The sequence below is a fragment of the Arthrobacter pascens genome (assembly GCF_030816475.1).
GTDB classification, from domain to species: domain Bacteria; phylum Actinomycetota; class Actinomycetes; order Actinomycetales; family Micrococcaceae; genus Arthrobacter; species Arthrobacter pascens_B.
On record NZ_JAUSXF010000001.1, the window covers coordinates 2,994,367 to 3,017,438 of the forward strand.

Genomic DNA, 23,072 nt, shown 5'->3' on the forward strand with positions numbered 1-23,072 from the left:
AGAAGACTCTGACGTCGCCGGCCCCGTCTTTACCCGGCCCTGGCGGACCGGAAGTTTGAATGCGAAGAGGCCTGTTATGTTCCGTTGGCTTCGGTCTGCGGCCTCACCCTCGCCGCTTCCTTCTGCACTCTCCTAGTAAAGCCCGTGCGGCGGGCGCGTACACGAGTAGGCGGTACTCGTCTTTGATGCCTAGGCACTACGGGGGTACTACTCCCCATACGCGCATTCGGGCTGCCACCACTTGGGGGTACCTGCAGGCCCTTGCGCCGGACGGCAGGCAGGACCTTGGCGGTGCTGTGGACAGCAGCGGGGGCAGCGGCCGCACTTCCTCTGTGCCCTCCGCCGAATTCGCGGTAAAGCAGGGGTACCAGCAGCCTGGACTGCCCCGCCGGGCAGCGTCGAGTGAGGGGCTTTGGACGGGGGTCCAGGGGTTGCGGAAGCTTACTTGGACGCCCTACTTCGCCAGCGCTTCTTCAGGCAGCCCTACTTCGGCAGCGCGGTGGAGAGCTCGTCGCGGCTCCGCACGCCGAGCTTGACGTAGGTTCGGTAAAGGTGGCCTTCCACGGTACGCACGGAGACCATCAGCCGCTGGGCGATTTCGCGGTCGGTCAGTCCCTGCAGTGCCAGTTCCACGATGTCCTGTTCACGGCGGGTCAGGTGGACAGCAGGTGCGGCGGCAATGAAGTGCCCCTCACGGAAGCGTTCACCCAATTCATGGTCGCATTTCTCCCGCAATGCCACTGCCTGCCTTGAGCGCCGGCGTTCGCCGGCCTGCTCGAGCAGCGTGCTTGCCTTGGCGTAGGCCTCCCTGGCCAGGTTGACGAATCCGGAAGCTTCCAGGTCGGCAGCCGAAATCATCAGGTCATCGGCGTCCTCTGACTCCCAGTTCCTGGCCAGTGTCTGCATGGCCGTCGCCCACCGGCCCTCCACGTCCTTCGCCAGGGAATGCACGAGGGAGATGACCGAGTGATCCCCCAGGTCCCAACAGATGGACAGGAATTCAAGCAGCGTTCCAGCCCTGGCCGATACTTCAGGGGTAGTGGCCAGGGTGTGGAGCGACGCCAGGCCTTTTCCATCCCGCGCAAGGTACTCCGAGGCCGCCGCGGCGTAGGCCGCTGCCAGCAGTTCGTAGGACGGTCCGTGACTGGAGTCCTTGTAATCCTGTTCCAGTCGTTTGGCCTGGGCGGAGTCTCCGAGCCTCGCCGCAACGTAGAAGCCCAGGGCCGAACCGAAGCGGAAAAGCTGCTGGGGGTCGTTGAGCCTGAGCGCTTCCACCGCCGGGAGGAGCATCTGGTAGGCGCGCTCGATCCGGCCCTGTCGCAGCAGTGAGTAGCCGCGCAGGATCTGGACGCTGCCGCCGAACGTGGCCGCTGCCTGCGCCTGCTCGGCGGTGTAGTTGGCCAGCTCCCGTTCGGCGGACTCCCACTCCCCCATGGACAGGTAGCCGGTCACAAGCCTGCCCAGCACGAATTCGTTGAAGAAGAACAACCCGTCCCGGAGCAGGGGAAGTTCGGAGGCTGCCAGAAGCGCGGCATCAAGCCCCTGGACGGACCGGCCGGCAGCCGACAGTGTGTGAGACAGCAAGGCCATGCCGACGGCGCGCAGGGCGTCGTCTGCGGGTCCTCCAGGGTTGGGGTTTCTCAGGTCCTGGACTTCAGTTCCGAGAGCTGCATGGTCACCCGCTGCTCCCAGTTCCAGCAGGTAAAGCATCCGGTCCTGCCAGGCCCTGGATTCCGCCCCGGCAGGACGGCTGTCAGTCCCGTCGGAAGCTGGACCCTGTGCCTGGACTGGGCTCTGAGTCTGCACTGTGCTCTGAGCCTGGGTGATGAGCCCGGCCCGGAGAAGGAGCTCCCGCGATTCCGCCGCGAGAGCTCCGAGCGATTTGCCGAGGGCCTGATGAGACGAGGCCCTGAGCATCAGAGCCTGGGCAGCGTCAGGCGTGTCCTTCAGCTGCAGCCAGGCTCCGTCCAGGATGGTGGCCGCTTTCTCGTAGTCGCCCTGGTTGAACAGGGCCCGTGCCTGGATTGCCCGGGCGTGCGGTGCCAGGTCGGGATCGTGCACCCTGGCGGCCATCGTCCTGGCGACCGTGTTGCGGAACCGGACTACGGCGGCGCGGGCTCCTTCGAGCAGGTCGGCGTCGTGCACACGCTGCCCGCATTCGAGCGCCCATTCCACAGCCCTCAGACGGCCTTCGGCAGTTACATGCGCTGCCTCGCCCTGGCCGCGGATCTTTTCCAGAAGCTGGAGGCTGCGTGAGACGGACACATTCTTCCTCAGCGCCTCGCCGATCAGGGTGTTCCACATCCGGAGCTCGGCGGGGTGGCCGGAGCTCTCAACGATCATCTGCTGGTCCAGAAGGGACCGGACGACGTCGGCTCCGCTGATGTCCTCGATAACTTTGCGGGTCACTGGTTCGGCCAGGGCAATCAGTTTCAGGGCATCCTGTTCCTCGGTGCGGCGCCTGAGCAGGTCCTTCGTGACAACGCCCGTGAGCCTTGCGCCGTCGGAGGGCAACGGTCCCAGCAGCACCCAGATGCCGTTCCGTTTGACCAGGACTCCCCGCTCGGCTGCGTCATGGAGCAGCGCGTCCAGGATCCGGGGATTGCCGCCGGAAGCGCTCCAGATAGTATCAACGGTGCCGGACGGAATTGTTCCATCAAGAATGTGGGAGAGCACTTCCTCGATCTGTTCCCGGTTCAGCGGCCGGAGATCCACCCGGTCCGCCAGGCCGTCGTACCAGAGCTGGGCCAGCGGTTGCGGCAGCCCGGGACGCGGCCTTCCGGCCGCGACCAAGCTGACCCAACCGGCCGAAATCATGTCCGCCACGATGCTCGCCGTTGCTTCATCAAGGTGGTGTGCGTCATCCACCATCAGCAGCAGTGGAGTGTCCTTGCCGGCCTTGAGCTTCTCGAAGTAGGTCCACACGGACCTCAGGACTGCTACCGGGGAAACCGAGTCCTCCGCAGACAGCTCAGCCGTGTAGGGGGCCAGGACACCAAAAGGGACCCCCGACAAGGAGGAGCTTCCGTGCATCTGGACGATGATCATTTCCGGTGAAAGTCGCTCGCTAATGGCTTCGGCCAGCGCGGACTTCCCGACGCCGGGCCCGGCCATCAGGAAGACGGCCTGGCTGGTGCGGCTGCGGATGATGTTACAGGTCCGGTCCAGCGGCTCCCGCCGTCCTGTAAGCAGCCGGGATGCCGGTCCTAGTTTCGGGCTGTGGCCGTTAGACGAGTCCAGTCAGATCACCCCTGGAAGTTACCCCGAGCTTGGTGAAGACCTGGTACAGATGGCCTTCGACGGTCCGGACCGAGACGCCCATCTCCAACGCGATGTCCCGGTTTGATGAGCCCCTGCCCGCAAGCCGTGCGATCTGGCGCTCCCTGCTGGTCAGGAGGGGACTGCCGCTGCTGGGCACGATCGGCAAACTGGCCACAGTGGCAGCAAGAACATCAAGCCGGGCCTGCGCTGTCCTGGCAGATACGGAGTCTCCGGCCTGGCGGGCGTAGTCCACTGCCAACGCCATGCACCTGGCCTCCACCGCATCCAGTTCCAGCGTCGCGGCCAGCTCCCCGCCGGCCAGGAGTGTCTTGGCGTCCTTGCTCCTGCTGCCCACAGCGATCAGGCGCGAGATTTCCGCGAGCGGGCCCTGACGGTGACCGGCCACGTCCTCCATCAGCCGGAAGTCGGCCTCGGTTCCGTTGACGGTGGCCCCGAGCAGGCTGATCCCGGCCAGGGTGTACCTCCCGGCCGCGATATTCTGCCGGGCAGACTCTTTCAGGCGGGCCGCGGAGTCGGCTTCACCCAGCCAGCGGCCGGCCATGTCCGCGCAGAATTCAATGATGCTGCGGGTCGGGAAGCTGCAGGGTCCGGCGGGCCTCCGGAGCTTCTCCAGATACTTGCGGGCCTGTCCGGCGTTGCCGATCTGCGCATAGGCCAGCGCAATGGCGGCATAGGCGGCATGAAGTGAGCTGTGGGCCGGCCGGAGCTCCAATTGCGCCGCTGCGGACAACAGGGAATCCAGGGCGGCCGCACCACGGCCCGAGTAGACGTAGGCAATTCCTGCTGACAGCTCAGCCGCGGCGCTGCGGTATGGAAGCCGGTGCGCTTCCCGGGTGCCGGGCGGATCCAGGAGGTCGATGCAGCGGCGCCATTGTCCTGCCATCAGCAGAACGAGGTAGGCCTCGGCAGCAAACCGCTCGCGCAGACCCACGATGTGGGCGGCGTCAGAGATTTGGCCTCCCAGCTGCCGCATCAGGCGCAGCGCGTCCATCTCACGTCCGGTCAGGGAAAGGGCGGTCATCAGAATCACGGAAGAGTTCATCCGGAACCAGGTGTCCGCGTTCCGGGCGGGATTCGCGGCCGCTTCGAGAGCTGGAATCATGGAGGAGAAGTCGCCGACGAAAGCCTTATACTCGAACTCGCTCAGGCTGATGCGATTCGCGGCGGCAGCGAGCGGGTCAGGCCAGCTGTCAGCCAAGCCTTGTTCAACTCCGAGCCTTCTCCTTGCTTCCTCAAGCAGGCCGGGGACCCGTTCGGTGTGCTCCGGCAGCCACACCATCACCTGTGACTTGGCAGCTACGACATGGGCGTATTCTTTCGCACTCAGGCTGTCCAGCTGCGGCCTGGAGATGTCGTCAAGGGCTGCCATCGCCTGGATGGGAAGGTCAAGCAGCAGGTAGGCAGCCGCCTTCTGCCGCTGGGCGGGCACCCACTGGGGGTCATCTCTTTTGAGCGCCTCGGCATAGGTGAGGGCGAGATGCGGGTCAAAGAGCTGGACCGCGGCCTCGGCTGCGGCCAAAGCCATGTCAGGGCTCAGCTCAGCTTCGCACTCATGCGTCCAGGCAGCGAAGGCCATCAGTTCGTCCACCGTCATGGCCGAGGGATCCGGCTCCACACCGCCCAGCAGCAGGTTCCGAAGCTCCCGCCGCCTGGCGATGCTTAGCCAGGAGCGGACCACGTCTCCAACGTACTTTTCCCGGAGCGATACCCACCGGCTGTCAGAACCGTCAATGTCGAGGAGACCGGCGTCCTCCATGTCTGCCACGATCCCCGCACCGTAAAGAGTGGTGAGCCTCGAGAGCTCCACGCTCCTGGCGCAGGACAGCATCTCAATGACTTCCCGGGTCTCCGGGGTCTTCCTCGCCCAGCGGGACCGGACGATATCGTCGAGGCTGGCCGCGCCGTCGAGCACCACCTTGTCGCGGAGGGTCCACACCGAATCCGCGAGCACCAGGTTCCCGGATTGCTGCTGTTCGGTCACGAGCGCCTTCAGCAACAGCGGATTTCCGCCCACGATGCTGTGGTAGGCGCTGACGAGGGAGGCGGAGACGCGGTGCCCGAGCAGGGACAGAAGTACCTGGCGGGTCTGGAGCTCGTTCAGGTTGTCCAGCCTGACCTCGGTCAGCCGGCGGTCCGTCAGGAGCCAGTGGAAATCCGCGGGCAGGTCACTGCTCTTGGGTGCCACCGCAACGATGCGCGCTGTGCCGGTGAGCAGGACGTTCAGGAGCACGCCGGCACTCATATCGTCGATGCTTCCGGCGGTGTCAAGGGTGATGATGCACTGACGTCCGGCGGCATCGCTCTTAATCAGGGACGTGATGCCGCGAAGAATCGCAGTAGGGGAACCCATATATGCCTGCGGAAGCCGCGCCAGCAGGAAGGCGAGGCACCCGTAAGGGGTTTTCTCGGCGGCGGGTCCCCCGCGCAGCTGCAAGCTCCAGACGTCGGGGCCAAGTTCAGAAACGGCGGTCCGGGCCAGGGATGACTTGCCGACGCCACGGCTGCCGGTGATGACGACACCGAGGGATTCCTTGCTGGTAAGAGCTATGCGGACGGCTTCGAGGTTGGCGCTTCGGGCAGGCACAGACCAACGCTGAAGCTCTGACGTGCCAGCGGTGTCCGTGTTTGACTCAACAGTATTGAGCATTGACCCACGTCCCCAGCTGAGTGGCTCGATTGACATGAACTTATCCCCTAGATCCCGCTATAACGGGATTAAGCCCCATCGCTCCCCCGCTTACGAAGAAGACTACCCCTTGGCACAGACACTAAAACAGGGCGGCCGGGTTTTAAGTTATTTTCCCTGGAGCTCCGACTTCACAGGATGGAACTTCTGCTGGGCCGCAGTCAGGCCGTCCCGGACCAGCATGTCGACGGCATCCGCGGCCTCATCCAGAAGGAACGGAAGGTCCTTCCGCTCGGCCGGGGAAAAATCACGCAGTACGTAATCGGCGGTATCCATCCGGCCGGGGGGCCGGCCCACTCCGACCCGCACCCTGAGATATTCCTTGGTGGCGAGTGCCTTGGAAATGTCCCGAAGCCCGTTGTGGCCGCCTTCTCCGCCTCCGGTCTTCAATTTCACCGTATTAAAAGGGATATCAATTTCATCGTGCACGGCCACGATGTGATCCGTCCCGATGCCATAGAAGTTGGCCAGGGCGGACACCGGGCCACCGGAGACGTTCATGTAGCTCATCGGTTTGGCCAGCACAACTCTGGGTCCGCCGATGCCCAGCCGTCCTTCAAGCACCTGTGCACGCGCTTTATGGGTTTTGAAACTGGCGCCCAGCCTGCCGGCGAGCTCATCGAGAACCATCTGGCCGACGTTGTGCCTGTTGCCTTTGTACTCTGCCCCGGGGTTTCCGAGGCCAACGATGAGCCAGGTGTCAGTCATGGGTTAATCCTAAGGTGGGCTGAAACGGCAGTGGCCGGACCCCGCCAAGGGTCCGGCCACTTAAGCCAAGGGGTGTGATTACTCGGCGGCGGCTTCGGCCGGGGCTTCAGCGCCTTCTTCAGCGGACTCGGTGGCCTCGGAGATGTTGACGACCAGCGCGTCGGCGTCGGCGAGCAGGATGGAGCCCTTCGGAAGGACCAGGTCGGAAGCGTGGATGTGCTGTCCGGCGGTGCGTCCTTCGATGTCGACCTCGATGGCGGTGGGCAGGTGCGTGGCCTCGGCTTCGAGGGAGATGACCGTGAGCTCCTGGTTGTAGACGTTGCCCGGGGCGAGTTCGCCGACAACGTGGACCGGGATGTCAACCGTGACCTTCTCGCCCTTGCGGACGGTCAGCAGGTCGATGTGCTCGATGATCTGCTTGATGGGGTCGCGCTGGATGTCCTTGACCAGGGCCAGGTGGTCCTCGCCGTTGACGTCCAGGGACAGCAGGGCGTTGGCCACACGGACGGCCAGGGTGGTGGACTTCGCCGGCAGGGTGATGTGGATGGGCTCGGCACCGTGGCCATAGATGACAGCCGGGATCTGGCCGGCGGCACGGGCACGGCGGGCGAAACCCTTGCCGAATTCGGTGCGGACTTCTGCTGCGAGCTTCTGCTCAGACATGTGTATCTCCTCGGAACTGGAACGGTGTTCAGCAAGGGCGGAGGTCTGTTTGCGACCTTCAACGCCGGACAGCCCTTGGGCGGCCCTTCACGAAGGGAGATTCAGACCCAGTCGATAACGGAGACCTGCAATCCGGTTTCCCGTGCAGACCGGTTTCCCGATGCTCTCCCTCGCCAAGGTATCGTCAAGTAGCTTACCAGCGCCCGGCCCGATTACTGAAAATGGGCCGACGGCGGGCAATGCATTCGCGGCAGGTCAGGCGTTGCCGTCGAACAGGCTGGTGACAGAGCCGTCGTCGAACACTTCACGGATGGCGCGCGCGATCAGCGGCGCGATGGACAGCACAGTCAGCTGACGGAACTGCTGCGAGGACGTAATGGGAAGAGTGTTGGTGACCACGACTTCCCGGGCGCCGGACTCAGCCAGGCGCTGCGCGGCAGGGTCGGAGAAGACCGCATGGGTGGCGGCGATGATGACGTCCTTGGCACCGGCATTCTTGAGGACCTGGACGGCCCCGGAGATGGTTCCGCCGGTGTCGATCATGTCATCGATCAGGACGCACGTGCGGCCTTCGATCTGACCCACCACGGTCTTGGAGACGGCCTGGTTGGGCACCGTCAGGTCCCTGCTCTTGTGCACAAATGCCAGCGGCGCGCCGCCCAGGCGTTCAGCCCACTGCTCTGCGACCCGGACCCGGCCGGTGTCCGGGGACACCACTGTAATGTTCTCGGCGTCCACCCGTGTGCGGATGTAATCGGCGAGGAGCGGGATGGCCATGAGGTGGTCCACCGGTCCGTCGAAGAAACCCTGGATCTGGGAGGTGTGCAGGTCCACGCTCATGATGCGGTCGGCACCCGCGGTCTTGTACAGGTCCGCCACCAGGCGCGCGGAAATCGGCTCGCGGCCGCGGCCCTTCTTGTCCTGGCGGGCGTAAGGATAGAACGGGGAAACCACGGTGATGCGCTTGGCTGAGGCCCGCTTCAGCGAATCGATCATGATCAGCTGTTCCATGAGGTGGTTGTTCAACGGCGCAGGGTGGGCCTGGATGACAAAGGCGTCAGTGCCCCGCACACTTTCGCCGGCGCGGACGTAGATCTCACCGTTTGCGAAATCATAGGCGTCAATGGGCAGCAGTTCTGTTCCGAGCTCCTTGGCGATTTCCCGCGCAAGTTCAGGGTGGGCCCGCCCGGCGGCGAGCACCAGCTTCTTCTCGCCGTGCGCCGTTATTTCGGTCATTATTGCTTGCCCTCTTCTGTAGGTGCGTGTTCTGTAGGTGCATGTTTAGGTGAGGAGTCTGAGGCGGCTGCCTGGGCCAATTCGGCCGAGCGGGTTCCGGGGCGGTGTGCAAGAACCCAGCCTTGGGCGTTGCGCTGGGCTACAACGGACAGTGCCAGGGCTCCGGGCGGGACGTCCTTGCGGATCACTGCGCCCGCGCCGCTGTAGGCGCCGTCCCCTACGGTGACCGGCGCGACAAACACTGTATTGGAACCTGTCCGGACGCCCGAGCCGATCACCGTGCGGTGCTTCTTCTCGCCGTCGTAATTGGCCGTGATGTTGCCGCAGCCGATGTTGGTGTCCTCGCCAATTTCGGCGTCGCCGGCGTAGCCCAGGTGGGAGAGTTTCGAGCCACGGCCGATGGTGACGTTCTTGGTTTCGTAGAACGCGCCGATCTTCCCTGTCGCGCCAAGGACGGTGCCGGGGCGGAGATACGTGAAAGGTCCGACGGCGGCTTCCGCCCCGATGACCGCGCCTGAACCGTGCGTGCGTGTCACTGTGGCGGCCTCCCCGACGCTGACGTCCGTCAGGGTTGTGTCAGGGCCGACAACGGCGTCCCTCGCCACAGTGGTTTTGCCGTGCAGCTGCGTGTTGGGCAGGATTCGGACGTCTTCCTCGAGGGACACGGTGCCGTCGATCCAGGTGGTGGCCGGATCGACCACGGTGACACCCGCGCGCATCCAGGCTTCCACGGTCCTGCGATTCAGTTCGGCTCCCAGGGCGGCCAGTTGCACGCGGTCGTTGGCGCCCTCGACCTGCCAGCGGTCCTGGGTGATGACGGCGGCGACCCGGCCGCCTGCCTGGCTCGCCAGCCCGAGGACGTCTGTCAGGTATTTTTCGCCTTGGGAATTGTCAGTGGTGACGTGGCTCAGCGCATCGCGGAGAAAACCCGCGTCGAATGCATAGATTCCGGAGTTGACTTCGCGAATGAGGTGTTCGGTCTCCGAGGCGTCCTTGTGTTCTTTGATGCCGGTCACTGAGCCGTCCTCGCCGCGGAGGATCCGGCCGTAGCCGGTGGCGTCATCGAGCCGGGCGGTCAGCACGGTGACCGCGTTGGCTTCCCGCTCGTGGGTGGCTACGAGTTCGGCCAGCAGGCCGCCGGTCAGCAGCGGAACATCGCCGTACGTCACCACGACGGTGCCGGTAAGGGTTTCTTTCGCATCCAGGGCCTGGAGGGCAACCTCTACTGCGCGTCCAGTGCCGGGAATCTCGTCCTGGTCCACGATGACAGCGTTGGGGTCCAGCTCGGCAACGTGGCCTGCCACGAGGTCTCGCTCATGACGGACCACGAGGGCCAGCTGTTTGGGGTTGATGCTGCGTGCCGCCAGCAGGGCGTGCCCGACCATGGAGAGCCCGCCGATCTCGTGGAGGATCTTGGGGATACGCGATTTCATCCGGGTACCGGCGCCTGCTGCCAGAACGATGACGGCGGCTGGGCCGGTAGTCTCGGGGATCACGTACGGCCTCTCGTTGCATGGTTGCGCATTGCGCCGGTCGCAGTGCCATCCGGACCAGCTGCCCGGCTCGGCACCGCATCCATCCTACTGGACGCTCATCGCACAGCAGTTCCGCCCATAGGATTCGAACCTATACTCCACGGCTCCAAAGGCCGGGGTGCTGCCGTTACACCAGGGCGGACCATGCCACCGGCGCAAGGCCCGGGCACAAGTACTTATTTTGCCATGGGTTCAGGGCGGGACGCGACACAGAGGGAATCGGACCACGTCAGCCGCCTGCAGCCGCCTGCAAATCAGTAGGGCATGATGGAAATGTGAGCAACAACGTTCCCCGGACCCGGATGACAGGCATGCAGCGCCGCAGCCAGCTGATCGACGTGGGACGCGGCCTCTTCGCCGTCCGTGGGATGGACGGCACCACCATCGAGGAAATCGCCGCCTGCGCCGGCGTCTCCAAACCCGTGATTTACGAACATTTCGGTTCGAAGGAAGGCCTCTACACGCAAGTGGTGGACTTCGAGTTCCGGATCCTGCTCGACTCCATCAACGCCGCCCTTGCCGAAGAGGCCAAGCCACGCGTCCTCGTGGAACGCGCCGCCCTGGCGCTGCTCACCTACATTGAGGACCGAACTGACGGCTTCCGGATCCTGATGCGTGACGCCCCTCCCTCGCAGCCGGAAGGCGCCTTCTCCACACTGCTTTCGCACGTCACTGCCCGCGTGGAGCACATCCTGTCGGACGAGTTCCAACGGCGCGGGTTCAGTGCACAGGACGGCGCCATGTACGCCCAGATGCTGGTCGGCATGGTGGCGATGACGGGCCAGTGGTGGCAAGACAGCCGCCTTCCTGACAAGCACACTGTCGCGGCGCACCTCGTGAACCTTGCATGGAACGGCCTGACCGGCCTCAAAAAGGATCCGGAGCTCAAGAGCGAGACCTAGGTCGTACCGTGCTCACGTCCGCGGCGCAGCGGCCCTTCGCCGTCGTCCGTGCTCACCTAAGCGGCGCAGCCGCCCTTCGCCGTCGTCCGTGCTCACCTAAGCGGCGCAGTGGCCCTTCGCCGTCGCTTAGACACGACGCATAGGTGACGCTCCTTCGCTGAGCGACCTCCACGCCACGATGCGCCGCGATGCGCGACTACGCGAAGGTCCCCCGCACCGCTAATGCCGGAGGTTCCGTTCGGAGGTCGGCCGCACCGCACCCTCACCCCCAACCTGTCGAAGGTTCCGCACGGGTTGCCTGCTGTTTCACGACGGCAAGGTGACATTCCCCGCCGGAGGCGGTCCTTCGGAAAGGAGCGCATCGCAGGGCATCGGGACGTGGAGGTCGCCCAGCGACCGGAGCGTCCCATTTGCCCTGTGTCTAAGCGACGGCGAAGGGCCGGCTCCGGCACCCAGCCGGACCCCGCCACGCTGTTAAACTTACTCGCCGAGGACTTCCAGGGCTTCGAGCCATTCGAGTTCCAGGGCTTCGCGTTCGCCGGCGAGGTCCTTGAGTTTCTTGTTCTGCTCCGCCAGCGCGTCAAAGTCGCTGTCAGCGGTGCTTTTCACCATCTGGTCGTGGACCTTCTTTTCCTGCTGTTCAAGTTTGCCCAGCTGGCGTTCGATCCGGTTCTTCGCCTTGCGGGCGTCACGCTTTTCGGCTTCGGAAGCTCCTGACGCCGCGGGTGCGGAGCTGCCGCTGGAACCAGTGACGGGGTTTCCCCCGCCGGTGATGGTGGAACCCGCGAGCGCGGATTCGCGCAGCTCCAGGTACTGGTCCACGCCGCCGGGCAGGCCGCGGATCTTGCCGTCGCCGAGGAGTGCCATCTGGTGGTCGGTCACGCGCTCCAGCAGGTATCGGTCGTGGCTGACCACTACGAGTGTTCCGGGCCAGCCGTCGAGGACGTCTTCGACGGCGGCAAGGGTGTCGGTGTCGAGGTCGTTGGTGGGCTCATCGAGCATCAGTACATTGGGTTCGCCCACAAGCAGGCGGAGCAGCTGGAGGCGACGGCGCTCACCGCCGGAGAGGTCCTTGACCGGGGTCCACTGCTTCTCGTTGGTAAAGCCAAGCTGCTCCACGAGCTGGCCCGCTGTGAACTCCTTGCCGCCAACATTGAAGGAGCGTTTCTCGCGCTCGATGACCTCGATAACGCGCAGGTCGGAGACGTCGTCGAGCTCTTTGACTTCCTGGGTGAGCACGGCGGTGACCACTGTCTTGCCGCGCTTGACCTTGCCGGAGCTGGGCTGGATCTCGCCGTTCAGGAGCTTCAGCAGGGTGGTCTTGCCGGCGCCATTGACGCCCACCAGGCCCAGCCTTTCCCCGGGGGCAAGGCGCAGGGTGATGTTGTCAAACAGCTTCTGCCCGGGCTCGCCGCCGAGGAAGTCAAGCGAGACGTTCTCGAGGTCCAGGACGTCCTTCCCGAGCCGGGCGGTGGCCATCTTGCTCAGCGCAGTGGAGTCGCGTGGTTCCGGGACGTCGGCGATCAGGGCGTTGGCGGCCTCAATGCGGAACTTCGGTTTGGCGGTACGGGCCGGAGCGCCCCGGCGAAGCCAAGCGAGCTCCTTCTTGACAAGCTGCTGGCGCTTGCTTTCGGTGACCGATGCGGCCCGGTCGCGTTCGGCGCGTGCCAGCACGTAGGCGGCGTAACCGCCGTCGAATGGGTCCATGATGCCGTCGTGGATTTCCCAGGTTTTGGTGCAGACTTCGTCGAGGAACCAGCGGTCGTGGGTGACCACAAGGAACGCACCCTGGTTGGCCCGCCAGCGGGTCTTCAGGTGCCGGGACAGCCAGGCGACGCCTTCGACGTCGAGGTGGTTGGTGGGCTCATCGAGCATGATCACGTCATGGTCCTCGATCAGCAGCTTGGCCAGGGCAACCCGGCGCTTCTGGCCACCGGAAAGGGCATGGACGTTCGCGTGCCAGTCGACGTCGGACACCAGGCCGCCCATGACTTCGCGGATCTGCGGGTTTCGGGCCCATTCGTAGTCGGCCTGGTCCCCCACAATCGCGGCACCCACCGTTAGGTCACCGTCGAGCACGTCACTCTGGTCCAGGTACCCGACGTTGACGTCACCGCGCTTGGTCACCCTGCCGGAATCCGGGGTGGAGCGCAGGGACAGCAGCCGCATCAGGGTTGACTTGCCGTCACCGTTCCGGCCAACCATGCCGATCCGGTCACCCTCCTCCAGTCCGAGGGTAATGCCGTCCAGGACGGTGCGCGTTGCGTACGAGACGGTGAGGTTCTCGCCGCCAAGAAGGTGTGCCAAGGGGACTGCTTTCTGCTGCTGAAAATGTGCCGGGGTTCTTAAAGGAGGGTATCGGAGATGATGCGGGCGCCATGCACTGGCCCGTGGACAGCGATGGCTGTCAGCCCGTAGTGCTCCAGGTCCGCGGCAAGGCTCTCGGCGGCCGCGGGGCTGTGCGTCAGCAGTGCCACTGTTGGCCCTGAGCCGGAGACGATGCCTGCAATGGCCCCGTGGGATTCGCCGATTCCCAGCGTATCCCGAAGTGCGGGCGCCAGTTCAATGGATGCCCGCTGGAGGTCGTTCACCAGGACGCGGCTGAGCGCATCGGCGTCCCCGCTCCGCAGCGCCTTCAGGATCTTTGGATCCACTGCTTCTGGCTCGGCTGCATCCACACCTTCGGCGTCGCGGAGCCGGTCGAGGGTGCGATAGACCTCGGGCGTCGGCAGCCCGTAGTCGGCGGCCACCAGCACCCAGTCAGTCTGAGCCTTCACCAGGGCGGGTGAGAGTTCGTCGCCCAGTCCGAGGCCGACGGCGGTCCCGCCAAGCAGGGAAAAGGGGACGTCAGCGCCCAGCTCAGCGGCCAGGTGCGCCAGCTCGTCCCGGGAGAGCCCGCTGTTCCAGAGCGCGTCGCAGGCTAATAGCGTTGCAGCGGCATCCGCCGAGCCTCCGCCCATGCCGCCGGCCACGGGAACGCGCTTGGTGATCTCCAGGTGGACGCCGGTCGGATGCTCCGACACATCAGCCATGATCGCTGCGGCCTTGTACGCAAGGTTTGTTTCATCCAGCGGGATGTCAACACCGTCCAGGTCAAGGGTGCTGTCCCCGCTGATGCTGATGGTAATGCCGGGCACCTCCGTGCTGGTAGCGGCCACTTCCTCGTAGAGGGACACGGCCAGGTAGACACTGGCTACGGAGTGGTATCCGTCGGGGCGCACGGGGCCCACATCCAGGGAGACGTTGACCTTGCCGGGCGCCTTCACGCGAACTGTCCGCGCCGCAAAGCGGCCCGCCCGCGCGTTCATGCCGTCGCCTGACGGGCTTCGGCGATGCGGGCGAAGGCCGCTATGTCAATGACTTCACCCCGGGCCGTAGGATCAACCCCTGCTGCAAGCAGGCAGCGTTCGGCCTCGGCGGCGCTGCCGGCCCATCCGGCAAGGGCTGCTCTCAGGGTCTTGCGGCGCTGGGCGAATGCAGCGTCAATCACGGCGAACACCTGCTCGCGGGTGGCTGTAGTCACCGGCGGTTCCCGCCTGGTAAAGGACACGAGCCCGGAATGGATTTTGGGTGCCGGCCAGAAGACGTTCATACCGATCACGCCGGCCTTGCGCATGCTGCTGTACCACGCTGCCTTCACGGAGGGCACCCCATACGTCTTGGACCCGGGTCCCGCCGCAAGCCTGTCCGCCACCTCGTCCTGGACCATCACCAGCCCGTGCCGGAGACTCGGGAAATGCTGGAGCAGGTGCAGCACAACAGGTACTGCCACGTTGTAAGGGAGGTTGGCCACGATCGCCGTGGGCTCCACGGGCAGCTCGGTCACTTTCATGGCGTCGGCCTGGACCAGGTGGAAATCCGCTGCGGCATCCGGCCGCCATTCATTGACTGTTTGGGGCAGTTTGGCCGCCAGGACCGGATCGATTTCGACGGCAACCACCGCCTTGGCTGCATCGAGCAGCCCTAGAGTGAGCGAACCGAGGCCGGGCCCCACTTCCAGGACTGTCTCATCGGGGCCGATGTTGGCGACTGAAACAATCCTGCGGATGGTATTGCCGTCGATGACGAAGTTCTGACCCAGCATTTTGGTAGGACGGATTCCAATTTCCTCGGCCAGCCGGCGAATGTCGGATGCACCGAAGAGGGGTGCGGGCGCGGCGGAGTTCGGTTCAGTCACCTAGGTATCCTATCCCGCCTGCTTTGACCGCCGGGCGCGCGTTAAAAGCAGCGGCCGGACCCGGAAATCCCGGAATCCGGCCGTTCAGCCTCTCATCATTGCCCCTCCGCGCCGCGGTCAGCCGCCGCGGAAAGGCGATTGGGCTAATTAGCTGCTGGCAGCCCAGCCGCAGCCCCACGGCTGCAGTCCGCGCTGGGCATACACACGGTTTGCGATGTCGATCTGCTGGGCCTTGGTGGCAAGGCTGGCGTTCGGGGCGTAGGCGCCGCCTCCTGAGCCGATCCAGGTCCTGATATCAAACTGCAGCCCGCCGTAGTAGCCGTTGCCGGAGTTGATAGCCCAGTTTCCACCTGATTCGCACTGGGCGATCTTGTCCCACATCGCCTCGTTCATCATGGCCGGAGCGGCAGCACCAGTGTTGGCTGGGGCGGCCTCGGCGACAGGCTTTGCCTTCGTGCCCACGGTGACCTGTTCCGTCACAGGCTGGACGGAAACCGTCTCGGCCACCAGGGTCCGTGAAGCTTCCCGTCCGTCCACCAGCACCAGCTTGAAGGTCCGGTCCACTTTGCCGGGCGTCCCGGCCTGGGTCACCTTCTTGTCGCCCTTGAACAGGTCGCCGCTTTCGGTGGCCAGAGTCTCGAACGGGACGTCATCGGTGCTGGCGGCAGTCTGGCCAGTGTCCACCCGGGACACTTTGACCACCATGTTGTTGACGACGTCGGCGTTCCCTGGCTGGGAGCTGCGGTCGTTCGGGCCGAGTGTCACTCCGGCATCCTCGAGCACCTGGGCCACGGTTGCCGCCGTAGTGGTGGTCGTGGATGCTTTGCCGTCGGCAACGACACTGACGGTTTTCGGTGTCGAGATGGAAACGAACGATCCATCCACTGCCAGCGGCGCGTCCTTCGGGACGGAGACGGAGGAAGCGCTGGCCACGCCGAGTTCGGTCACGAGGCCGGCCACATCCGGGGCCGTGGTACTGACAGTCTTTTCCGAGCCGTCAAGGCTGACCGTCACGGCCTTGGCCATGTTGACGTTGATGACTGTTCCGTTCTCCACTGTGGCGTCCACCGACGGCGATACGCGGTCGGCGGGCTTCAGGTCCAGCTTGGCACTCTTCACCACTTGGCCCACAGTGCCGCCGAATGTCTGGACCGAAGCCACTTTCCCGTCGACGTTGAGCGTGATGGTTTTGTTATTTCCGACGAAGGCAACGAGTCCAACAACCAGCGCGCAAAGCACCAGCAGCTGGGTACCGACCTTGACGAAGCTGAACTTTCCGTCCGATGTGAAGAACTTGACCACGATTGCCCGTAACTTTAGGACCATCCGGGCACGGGGAAAAACACAGTGAAATGCCCGGGGCATGACCCTTTTCAGGGCAGCTCCGGGCATCATTGCGCCGCCACACTCCCGCGCGGGCGTGCAGGAACAAGGTCCTGCAAAGTCCTTTGCAAATGAAGTGAAATTATCCGAAGGCCTTCCCCGACCCCGGCTAATAGTTCTCCACTGTAACCGTAGCGTTATAAACTGACCAAGAAATGTATATACCGAGTATTTGAAGACCGTGCGGTTTTTAACCCTTCAGGAGTCCCAGGAACCGTACATCCGCACGGTATTTTCGCTGATTCTGCTGCAAAGCTCGGCGAGGTCCATTCCTGTCAATTCAGCCATTGCCCGTACCGTGTACGGCACCATGTAGCTCGCGTTGGGACGTCCCCTGTGCGGGTGTGGAGTCAGGAAGGGCGCATCGGTTTCGACCAGGACGAGGTCCGGGTCCGCCACCGCGAGCGCGGCACGGAGGCCCACCGCATTCCTGAAAGTCAGCGTTCCGGCGAAGGACATGTTCCAGCCCGCCTCATTGCAGATCCTCGCCAGGCTCTCATCGCCGGAGAAGCAGTGGAAAACGACACGTTCCGGTGCCCCCTCTTCGCGGAGGACCTTGACGACGTCGTCGTGGGCGTCACGGTCGTGGATCTGGAGGGTCAGGCCCAACCGCTTGGCAATGTCAATGTGCCGCCGGAAAGAGTACCGCTGGGATACCAGGCCCTCCCCCTGAGTGCGGAAGAAGTCCAACCCGGTCTCGCCGATCGCACGGATACGCGGATGGGCGGCGAGCTGCTCAATCTCTGCCAAGGCGTCCTCCAGCTCTGCGCGGAGCGCGTAGCCCGGGGCATCGTTGGGGTGAAGGGCCACAGCTCCCAGCAACCGGCTGTCCAAATCAACAGCCTTCACCGTGAAACGCGAGGATTCCAGGTCGCAGCCCACCTGGACCGCACCCTGCACGCCCACCGACTGGGCCGCATCCAGCGCGGCGGCGACGCCCACCGGCGCATCGCCGTCGGGGAAGTCGAGGTGCGTGTGGTTGTCCATCACCGGTACCGGCAACGGCTCGGGAGCAGGCGGAAAACTCCGAGGTTCCGGGCGCCCGGACCCGGCGGTACCCTCCGTCCGCGGATCGCGGTAAGCGGCGGGAATCAGCGAATCACACATCCCCCTAGCCTAGCTTCGGCGGATGCCCACAGAATTCCCGGAACTCTCTGTCAGGCATGGCAGTTGTGTTAGTAGTCTGGTTACGAACAGTATGCGAACGCCCACCGACGGGCGAAGGCAGGCCTGCTGTCCCGTCCCAGGTGATTCCCGGGCTGAAAGGTTGCCGATGGATACCCAGCGACGTACCGCCGTCAATGAAATCGAACCTGCCAGCCGCAATTTCGCAGAGGTCACCGAACCGGTCAGCCAGCTGAACGGGCACAAGACGCCGGCCATGGACGCAGCAGCCTTCCACTCAGCCAGCCGGCGCATCCTCGACTCGGTGAACACCGTGATTGACGGCAAGTCGGAAGCCGCCCGGCTGGCACTGACCGTCCTGCTGGCGCAAGGCCACCTGCTCCTGGAAGACGTGCCGGGCGTGGGCAAGACCCTCCTCGCGAAAACGCTGGCGAAAACGATCGACTGTACCGTCAGCCGGATCCAGTTCACCCCTGACCTGCTGCCGTCCGACGTCACCGGCGTCTCCATCTACAACCAGTCCTCCCGTTTGTTCGAATTCCGGCCGGGCGCAGTGTTTGCCAACATCGTCATCGGGGACGAAATCAACCGTGCCTCCGCCAAAACGCAGTCAGCCCTGCTTGAGTGCATGGAGGAGCACCAGGTCACGGTGGACGGCACCTCCTACAAGCTCGACGAGCCCTTCATGGTCGTCGCCACACAGAACCCGATTGAGATGGAAGGCACCTATCCGCTCCCAGAGGCCCAGCGTGACCGCTTCATGGCGCGGATTTCGATGGGCTATCCGGATAAGGATTCGGAAATCGAGATGCTTGAGACCCACCAGGCAACGTCGCCTCTGGCCAAGGTCTCCGCCGTGGTCACAGCAGCTGACGTGGCCGCAATGATTGCCTCGGTCCAACAGGTTTACGTGTCACAGGCCGTCAAGGAATATACGGTGTCCGTGGGCAGGGCCACCCGTGAGAGCCCCCTGCTTCGGCTGGGTGCCAGTCCCCGCTCCATGCTCCAGCTGCTTCGCGCCGCGAAAGCCACCGCGGCACTGGACGGACGCGACTTCGTGCTCCCGGACGACGTCGTCAACGTGGCCGAATCCGTCCTGGCGCACAGGATCATCCTTGACCGCAAGGCTGCGAGCGCCGGGGAGTCCCCGAACAGCGTGATCAGGGGCATCCTGTCCCGGCTTCCGGTGAGCCAGGACCTGGCTGACGCGTCCGCGCGTTCCGCAACCCGGACTCCGCCCGTTTCCCGGCTGCGCGGGAACCATTAGGCGGGATCACCCCATGGCGCTCCTGGACCGGCTGCCCCGTCATCTCTTCAGCCACCGCGGCTGGGGTCTTTTGGCCGCCGGCGCGGTTTCCCTGCTGTCAGCGCAAATCATGGGCCGGCGGGACCTGCTGACCCTGAGCGTCCTGCTGATCGCCCTTCCCCTTGTTTCCCTGGCCGGTATCAGGCTCGTCAAGCCCCGCTTCAAAGTTTTCCGTGAGTTCAACCCGTCACCGGTGGAAACATCCTCCGCCACGACTGTCCGGCTCGCGGTGGCCAGGACCGGCTACGGTGCGGGCCGTGCGGTCATGGAGGAGCGGCTCCCCCCCCAGTTCGGGGAATCGCCAGCGTTCCGGTTCCCTGCCCGGTCAGCCACCGGAGGCACCAGCAGGTATGAATACCAGCTGCGCTCGGCGAAACGCGGCCAGTTCCTCATCGGCCCGGTAACGGCAGAGTTCACGGACCCCTTCGGGCTCTCCCTGCATCGCCAGGCCATCGACGACGGCGACGTCCTCACCGTCACGCCGGCCGCCGTCGAGCTCCCCGTTACTGGCCTCGCGGGCGCGCGCGGCAATGACGGCGTCACGGCTACCAGGATCAGGGCCAACCCCAGCGACGATGATGTCATGACCCGTGAATACCGCCACGGCGACCCCATGCGCAGGGTCCACTGGGCCGCGACCGCCCGGCACGGCTCGCTGATGGTGCGGCAGGAGGAATCCGTGACCACTCCGGAAGCCACCATCATCCTGGACCAGCGGTTCATGGCATTTTCCGGCGGCTCCGGGTCCGGGTCCGGGTTCGCCGGATACGCGGGACCCGATGGCCACGAGATGGTCAGCAGCCACAGCTTCGAGTGGGCTGTGGTGGCTGCGATGTCCATCAGCGCCCACCTGGCGGAGCGCAACTATTCCCTGCGCCTGCTGGATGTCCGCGGCGATGCGGCTTTCCTGCGGTCACCGTCGGCACCCGAGCCCGAAGTCGAGGAGTACTCAGGCGCCGGGGGGCTCCAGTCGATTGCGGAAAGCCTGGCAGCCATCCAGCTGTCCGGACCTCACCATGCCCGTCGCGGCTCCGGGCGTAAGGATGCAGGTGCTTCCGGCCGGGATCACGGCAGCGCCCAGGACTCCGGTCCCGCGCCTTTCGATGACCACCTGATGGACAAGCTCTCGGCACACCGCATGCGTGGCCCGCTCATCGCCGTCCTTGGCCAGATCTCGATGCCTGAAGCAACCGCCCTTGCTCCGGCGGCCGGGTACGGTGCCAATGCCTTCGCCATTGTCGTCGCCGAACGCCCTTCGGAATCCGCGGATGTGCTGGAGGTGCTGCGACGCGGCGGCTGGCGGGCGGTCGCGGTGGCGCCCTCCGTCTCGGTCCAGGCGGCGTGGAGCCACTTTGATCAGGGCGGACCGTCCCTGGCAGCAGCGGCGGCTGATGTCAGGCGCGGGGCGGGGGTGGCACGATGACTATTGCGCCCGCACGGAATAAGGCCCGCGATACGCAGCCCGGCCCCTCGACCGACACTGCAGCTGTGGAAGGCCACGGACGTGCAGGCGTATATCCATGGGCCATGGCCGGGGCAGTGGCACTCTCAGTATGCGGGGCTGCCTTGTCCCTCAACGGCGTCCTCAGGGGCTGGGCCTGGTACCTTCCGGTACTGACCACCGTCCTGGTTGTCTGCCTGGCCATGGCTGCCCTGCGCGCCCTCAGGGCTCAGCCCCTGCTGGTCACGGCAGGCGGTTTCGCATCACTCGCAGCCATATTGACCTTCACGTTCTTCCGCGGCTCCAGCATCGCCGGGTTCATCCCCTCCGGAACCACTCTGGCGGACCTGCAGCGATTCATCCGCCGGGCCAGCGAGACGGTGCTGGCGGAAAGCGCCCCGGTAGCGCCGAACGCCGGGATAGTGATGGTGACCTGCGCCGTGCTGGGCCTGACCGTGATCCTGGTCGATGCCCTCGCAGTTCCCCTGGGTATGCCGGCCTCCACCGGAGTGGGACTCCTGGCCATCCTTGTGGTGCCAGCGATGGTGAAGCCGCAGAGTGTAGGCATCTGGGGCTTCACAGTCACGGTGGCAGGATACTTGCTGATCCTGGCCTTCAGCCAGTGGTTTGCCCCTGATGCCCGGACCGCCGCGGACACCGCGCGCAACCCCGGCCAGCTCAAACGGGCAGTACTGACGGGGACGGTGGCACTGGTGGCCACCCTGGTTGTTCCCCTTGCCATTCCTGGCTTTGACCAGGGAACGTTTCCCCAGGGCTCGCGGCTGAATCCCTGGGGTAGTTCCACCGGACTTAATCCGATGATCACGCTGGGCAACAGCCTGCGTACGCCGGCAGGGAGCGGGCGGATCACCTACGCGACGAATGCTGTGACGCCGCTGTACCTGCGGTCAGTCACGGTGGATAACTTCGACGGCGACTCCTGGGGCCCCGACGACCGGGACGGAACACGGCTGCCGCTGACGGGACAGATCGAAACCGGATACGAGGTCCTCGCCGACGAACAGCTCCGCCAGGTCACAGCGGTGGACACGGGAAGCTTCACGAGTCCTTATCTGCCGGTTCCTTACGCGCCTGAATCCGTGCGCGGGCTGAACGGCCGCTGGACGTTGGATCCGGCGACGCTCAGCATCAAGGCCATCGACACGAATTCGAGGAGCCAGCAATACATCGTGGCGTCCTCCGTCCCCAAGCTCACCGCCACGCTCCTCGCGCGTTCCTCCGGGGCGGTGCGCGGGATCTCCGAGGACTTCACCCGGGTTCCCGGGAACATTCCGGACATCGTCCGGACCACCGCTGATACGGTGACGGGCTCAAGCGGGACGTCCTATGCGAAGGCCATGGCCATCCAGAGATACCTGCGGTCTGCCGAATTCACCTATTCCCTCCAGTCCCCCGTCCAGGGCGGCTACGACGGCAACGGCCTGTCGGTGCTCGCGGACTTCCTGACCCAGAAAAGCGGATATTGCATCCACTACGCGTCGGCCATGGCTGTGATGGCCCGCCTCGAAGGCATCCCCAGCAGGATCGCAGTGGGATATGCACCGGGCCGTCTGACCGGGGCTACCATCACCGTCGCCGGGCAGGGGGCCCTTCCGGAATATGAAGTGGATGCCCGGGACGCCCATGCGTGGCCAGAGCTCTACTTCCAGGGCCTGGGCTGGGTGCCTTTCGAACCCACGCCTTCGCGGGGCGTGGTCCCGGACTATGCAACCGAGGCGGCCGTTGCCGGCTCCACGGCTATTGAAAACAACAACGACCTGTTCCCTTCGGATGCTGCGTCAGGGAGTCCTGCACCAAGCACAGCTCCGCTACCCGTACCAGGCGCGGGCAGCGGCAGCACCTCAGGGTCCCAGCTGCTCCCTTGGCTGCTGGGCACGGCCGGCTTCCTTGGCCTGATGCTGGTCGCGGCGTCTCCCCGGCTGGTGCGGATGGGCGTCCGTGCCAGGAGGCTGAGACGCCGCGATGCTGCCGCCAACGATCCCGTTCCGCCAGCCTGGGCCGAGTTGCTGGATCTTGGCACCGACTACGGGCTCCCGCCGGGTCCCAGCGAAACGCCGCGAAGATACTCCGAGCGGCTCCGCGGTTCATCTCTGCTGGGCGAAGCCGGCGGAATAGACGACGCCGGGCACCGGGCGGTCAGGTCGCTCACTGCAGACTTCGAACGCCGCAGGTATGGCCCGCCGGCATCGCGGGTTGCACAGCCGGTCACCGGAACAGTAACTGCCAGACCGGCTACGGGCAGTCAGACTCCCCCAGTCACATCCGGCGCTGTCACATCCGGCGCTGTCACATCCGGCGCTGTCACATCCGGCGCTGAGGAAAGCATCCCCCTCCGCATCGCAGCGGTACAGCGGTCATTGCGGGGCAATGTCCCTCTCGCCCGGCGGCTGCGCGCCGACTGGCTGCCGCCGTCGGTCATGGGTCGCTGGGGCCGGATCATCACCGCCCCGTTCAGGGCGCTCGGCAGGCAGTCCCGGCGAACGGCGCAAGCCGCCGCGCGGTCCTGGTTCAGGGCGCGCGACGGCTTACGGCATCTCAGCGAGGGCTAGTTTCCCCTATTCCCTCTGGGAGATGGATCCCTCTGGGAGGTGGCTCCCTTTTGGATGG

The 23,072-nt window shown here is 65.0% G+C and carries 15 protein-coding genes and 1 tRNA gene; 4 read left to right on the plus strand and 12 right to left on the minus strand.

Annotation, left to right across the window (positions count from 1 at the left end; genetic code table 11):
- Positions 1–483 precede the first annotated feature (483 nt).
- The 7 genes from QFZ40_RS13710 to QFZ40_RS13740 form a co-directional block, all read right to left on the minus strand.
- Positions 484–3,240, minus strand: coding sequence for a LuxR C-terminal-related transcriptional regulator (locus tag QFZ40_RS13710; protein WP_444861240.1), 2,757 nt, complete (start codon positions 3,238–3,240; stop codon positions 484–486).
- Complete coding sequence (locus QFZ40_RS13715; protein WP_306905031.1) at positions 3,227–5,965, minus strand: helix-turn-helix transcriptional regulator; 2,739 nt, start codon at positions 5,963–5,965, stop codon at positions 3,227–3,229. The genes QFZ40_RS13710 and QFZ40_RS13715 overlap by 14 nt, the downstream gene beginning before the upstream one ends.
- Positions 5,966–6,076: 111 nt before the next feature.
- A complete protein-coding gene (gene pth, locus QFZ40_RS13720; protein WP_306905033.1) occupies positions 6,077–6,676 on the minus strand; it encodes an aminoacyl-tRNA hydrolase in 600 nt (199 codons plus the stop codon).
- A gap of 78 nt (positions 6,677–6,754) precedes the next feature.
- Positions 6,755–7,339: a 50S ribosomal protein L25/general stress protein Ctc gene (locus QFZ40_RS13725; RefSeq protein ID WP_306905035.1), complete on the minus strand. Its 585-nt coding sequence runs from the start codon at positions 7,337–7,339 to the stop codon at positions 6,755–6,757.
- 255 nt (positions 7,340–7,594) lie between these two features.
- Positions 7,595–8,575 (minus strand): ribose-phosphate diphosphokinase, encoded by a 981-nt coding sequence (locus QFZ40_RS13730; protein WP_306905037.1) that lies wholly within the window; start codon positions 8,573–8,575, stop codon positions 7,595–7,597.
- Positions 8,575–10,071 (minus strand): bifunctional UDP-N-acetylglucosamine diphosphorylase/glucosamine-1-phosphate N-acetyltransferase GlmU, encoded by a 1,497-nt coding sequence (gene glmU / locus QFZ40_RS13735; RefSeq protein WP_306905039.1) that lies wholly within the window; start codon positions 10,069–10,071, stop codon positions 8,575–8,577. Before glmU ends, QFZ40_RS13730 begins: the two co-directional genes overlap by 1 nt.
- 109 nt (positions 10,072–10,180) lie before the next feature.
- Positions 10,181–10,252, minus strand: a tRNA-Gln gene (locus QFZ40_RS13740).
- Between the two features lie 133 nt (positions 10,253–10,385).
- Here QFZ40_RS13740 and QFZ40_RS13745 point away from each other — a divergent pair.
- Positions 10,386–11,012, plus strand: a complete 627-nt coding sequence (locus QFZ40_RS13745; protein WP_306905041.1) for a TetR/AcrR family transcriptional regulator — start codon at positions 10,386–10,388, stop codon at positions 11,010–11,012.
- A 480-nt stretch (positions 11,013–11,492) separates the two neighbouring features.
- On the opposite strand, the gene QFZ40_RS13750 is transcribed toward QFZ40_RS13745, so the two are convergent.
- The 5 genes from QFZ40_RS13750 to QFZ40_RS13770 all read right to left on the minus strand — a co-directional run bounded on the left by QFZ40_RS13750 (position 11,493) and on the right by QFZ40_RS13770 (position 17,679).
- Positions 11,493–13,319 carry an ABC-F family ATP-binding cassette domain-containing protein gene (locus QFZ40_RS13750; RefSeq protein WP_306905043.1) on the minus strand — a complete coding sequence of 609 codons (1,827 nt, stop codon included), beginning with the start codon at positions 13,317–13,319 and terminating at the stop codon, positions 11,493–11,495.
- A 38-nt stretch (positions 13,320–13,357) separates the two neighbouring features.
- Positions 13,358–14,320 carry a 4-(cytidine 5'-diphospho)-2-C-methyl-D-erythritol kinase gene (locus QFZ40_RS13755; RefSeq protein WP_306905045.1) on the minus strand — a complete coding sequence of 321 codons (963 nt, stop codon included), beginning with the start codon at positions 14,318–14,320 and terminating at the stop codon, positions 13,358–13,360.
- Positions 14,317–15,189, minus strand: a complete 873-nt coding sequence (gene rsmA / locus QFZ40_RS13760; protein ID WP_306905047.1) for a 16S rRNA (adenine(1518)-N(6)/adenine(1519)-N(6))-dimethyltransferase RsmA — start codon at positions 15,187–15,189, stop codon at positions 14,317–14,319. The genes QFZ40_RS13755 and rsmA overlap by 4 nt, the downstream gene beginning before the upstream one ends.
- A 147-nt stretch (positions 15,190–15,336) precedes the next feature.
- On the minus strand, positions 15,337–16,491 hold the full coding sequence (locus QFZ40_RS13765; protein WP_306905049.1) for a resuscitation-promoting factor: 1,155 nt from the start codon (positions 16,489–16,491) through the stop codon (positions 15,337–15,339).
- A gap of 279 nt (positions 16,492–16,770) precedes the next feature.
- On the minus strand, positions 16,771–17,679 hold the full coding sequence (locus QFZ40_RS13770) for a TatD family hydrolase (protein WP_306905051.1): 909 nt from the start codon (positions 17,677–17,679) through the stop codon (positions 16,771–16,773).
- 166 nt (positions 17,680–17,845) lie between these two features.
- Here QFZ40_RS13770 and QFZ40_RS13775 point away from each other — a divergent pair, with 166 nt between their 5' ends.
- The 3 genes from QFZ40_RS13775 to QFZ40_RS13785 are packed head-to-tail and all read left to right on the plus strand — an operon-like array spanning position 17,846 to position 23,014.
- Positions 17,846–18,964: an AAA family ATPase gene (locus tag QFZ40_RS13775; protein WP_306905053.1), complete on the plus strand. Its 1,119-nt coding sequence runs from the start codon at positions 17,846–17,848 to the stop codon at positions 18,962–18,964.
- A gap of 13 nt (positions 18,965–18,977) precedes the next feature.
- A complete protein-coding gene (locus tag QFZ40_RS13780; RefSeq protein WP_306905055.1) occupies positions 18,978–20,426 on the plus strand; it encodes a DUF58 domain-containing protein in 1,449 nt (482 codons plus the stop codon).
- Positions 20,423–23,014 carry a DUF3488 and transglutaminase-like domain-containing protein gene (locus tag QFZ40_RS13785; RefSeq protein WP_306905057.1) on the plus strand — a complete coding sequence of 864 codons (2,592 nt, stop codon included), beginning with the start codon at positions 20,423–20,425 and terminating at the stop codon, positions 23,012–23,014. The genes QFZ40_RS13780 and QFZ40_RS13785 overlap by 4 nt, the downstream gene beginning before the upstream one ends.
- The last annotated feature ends 58 nt before the right edge of the window (positions 23,015–23,072 follow it).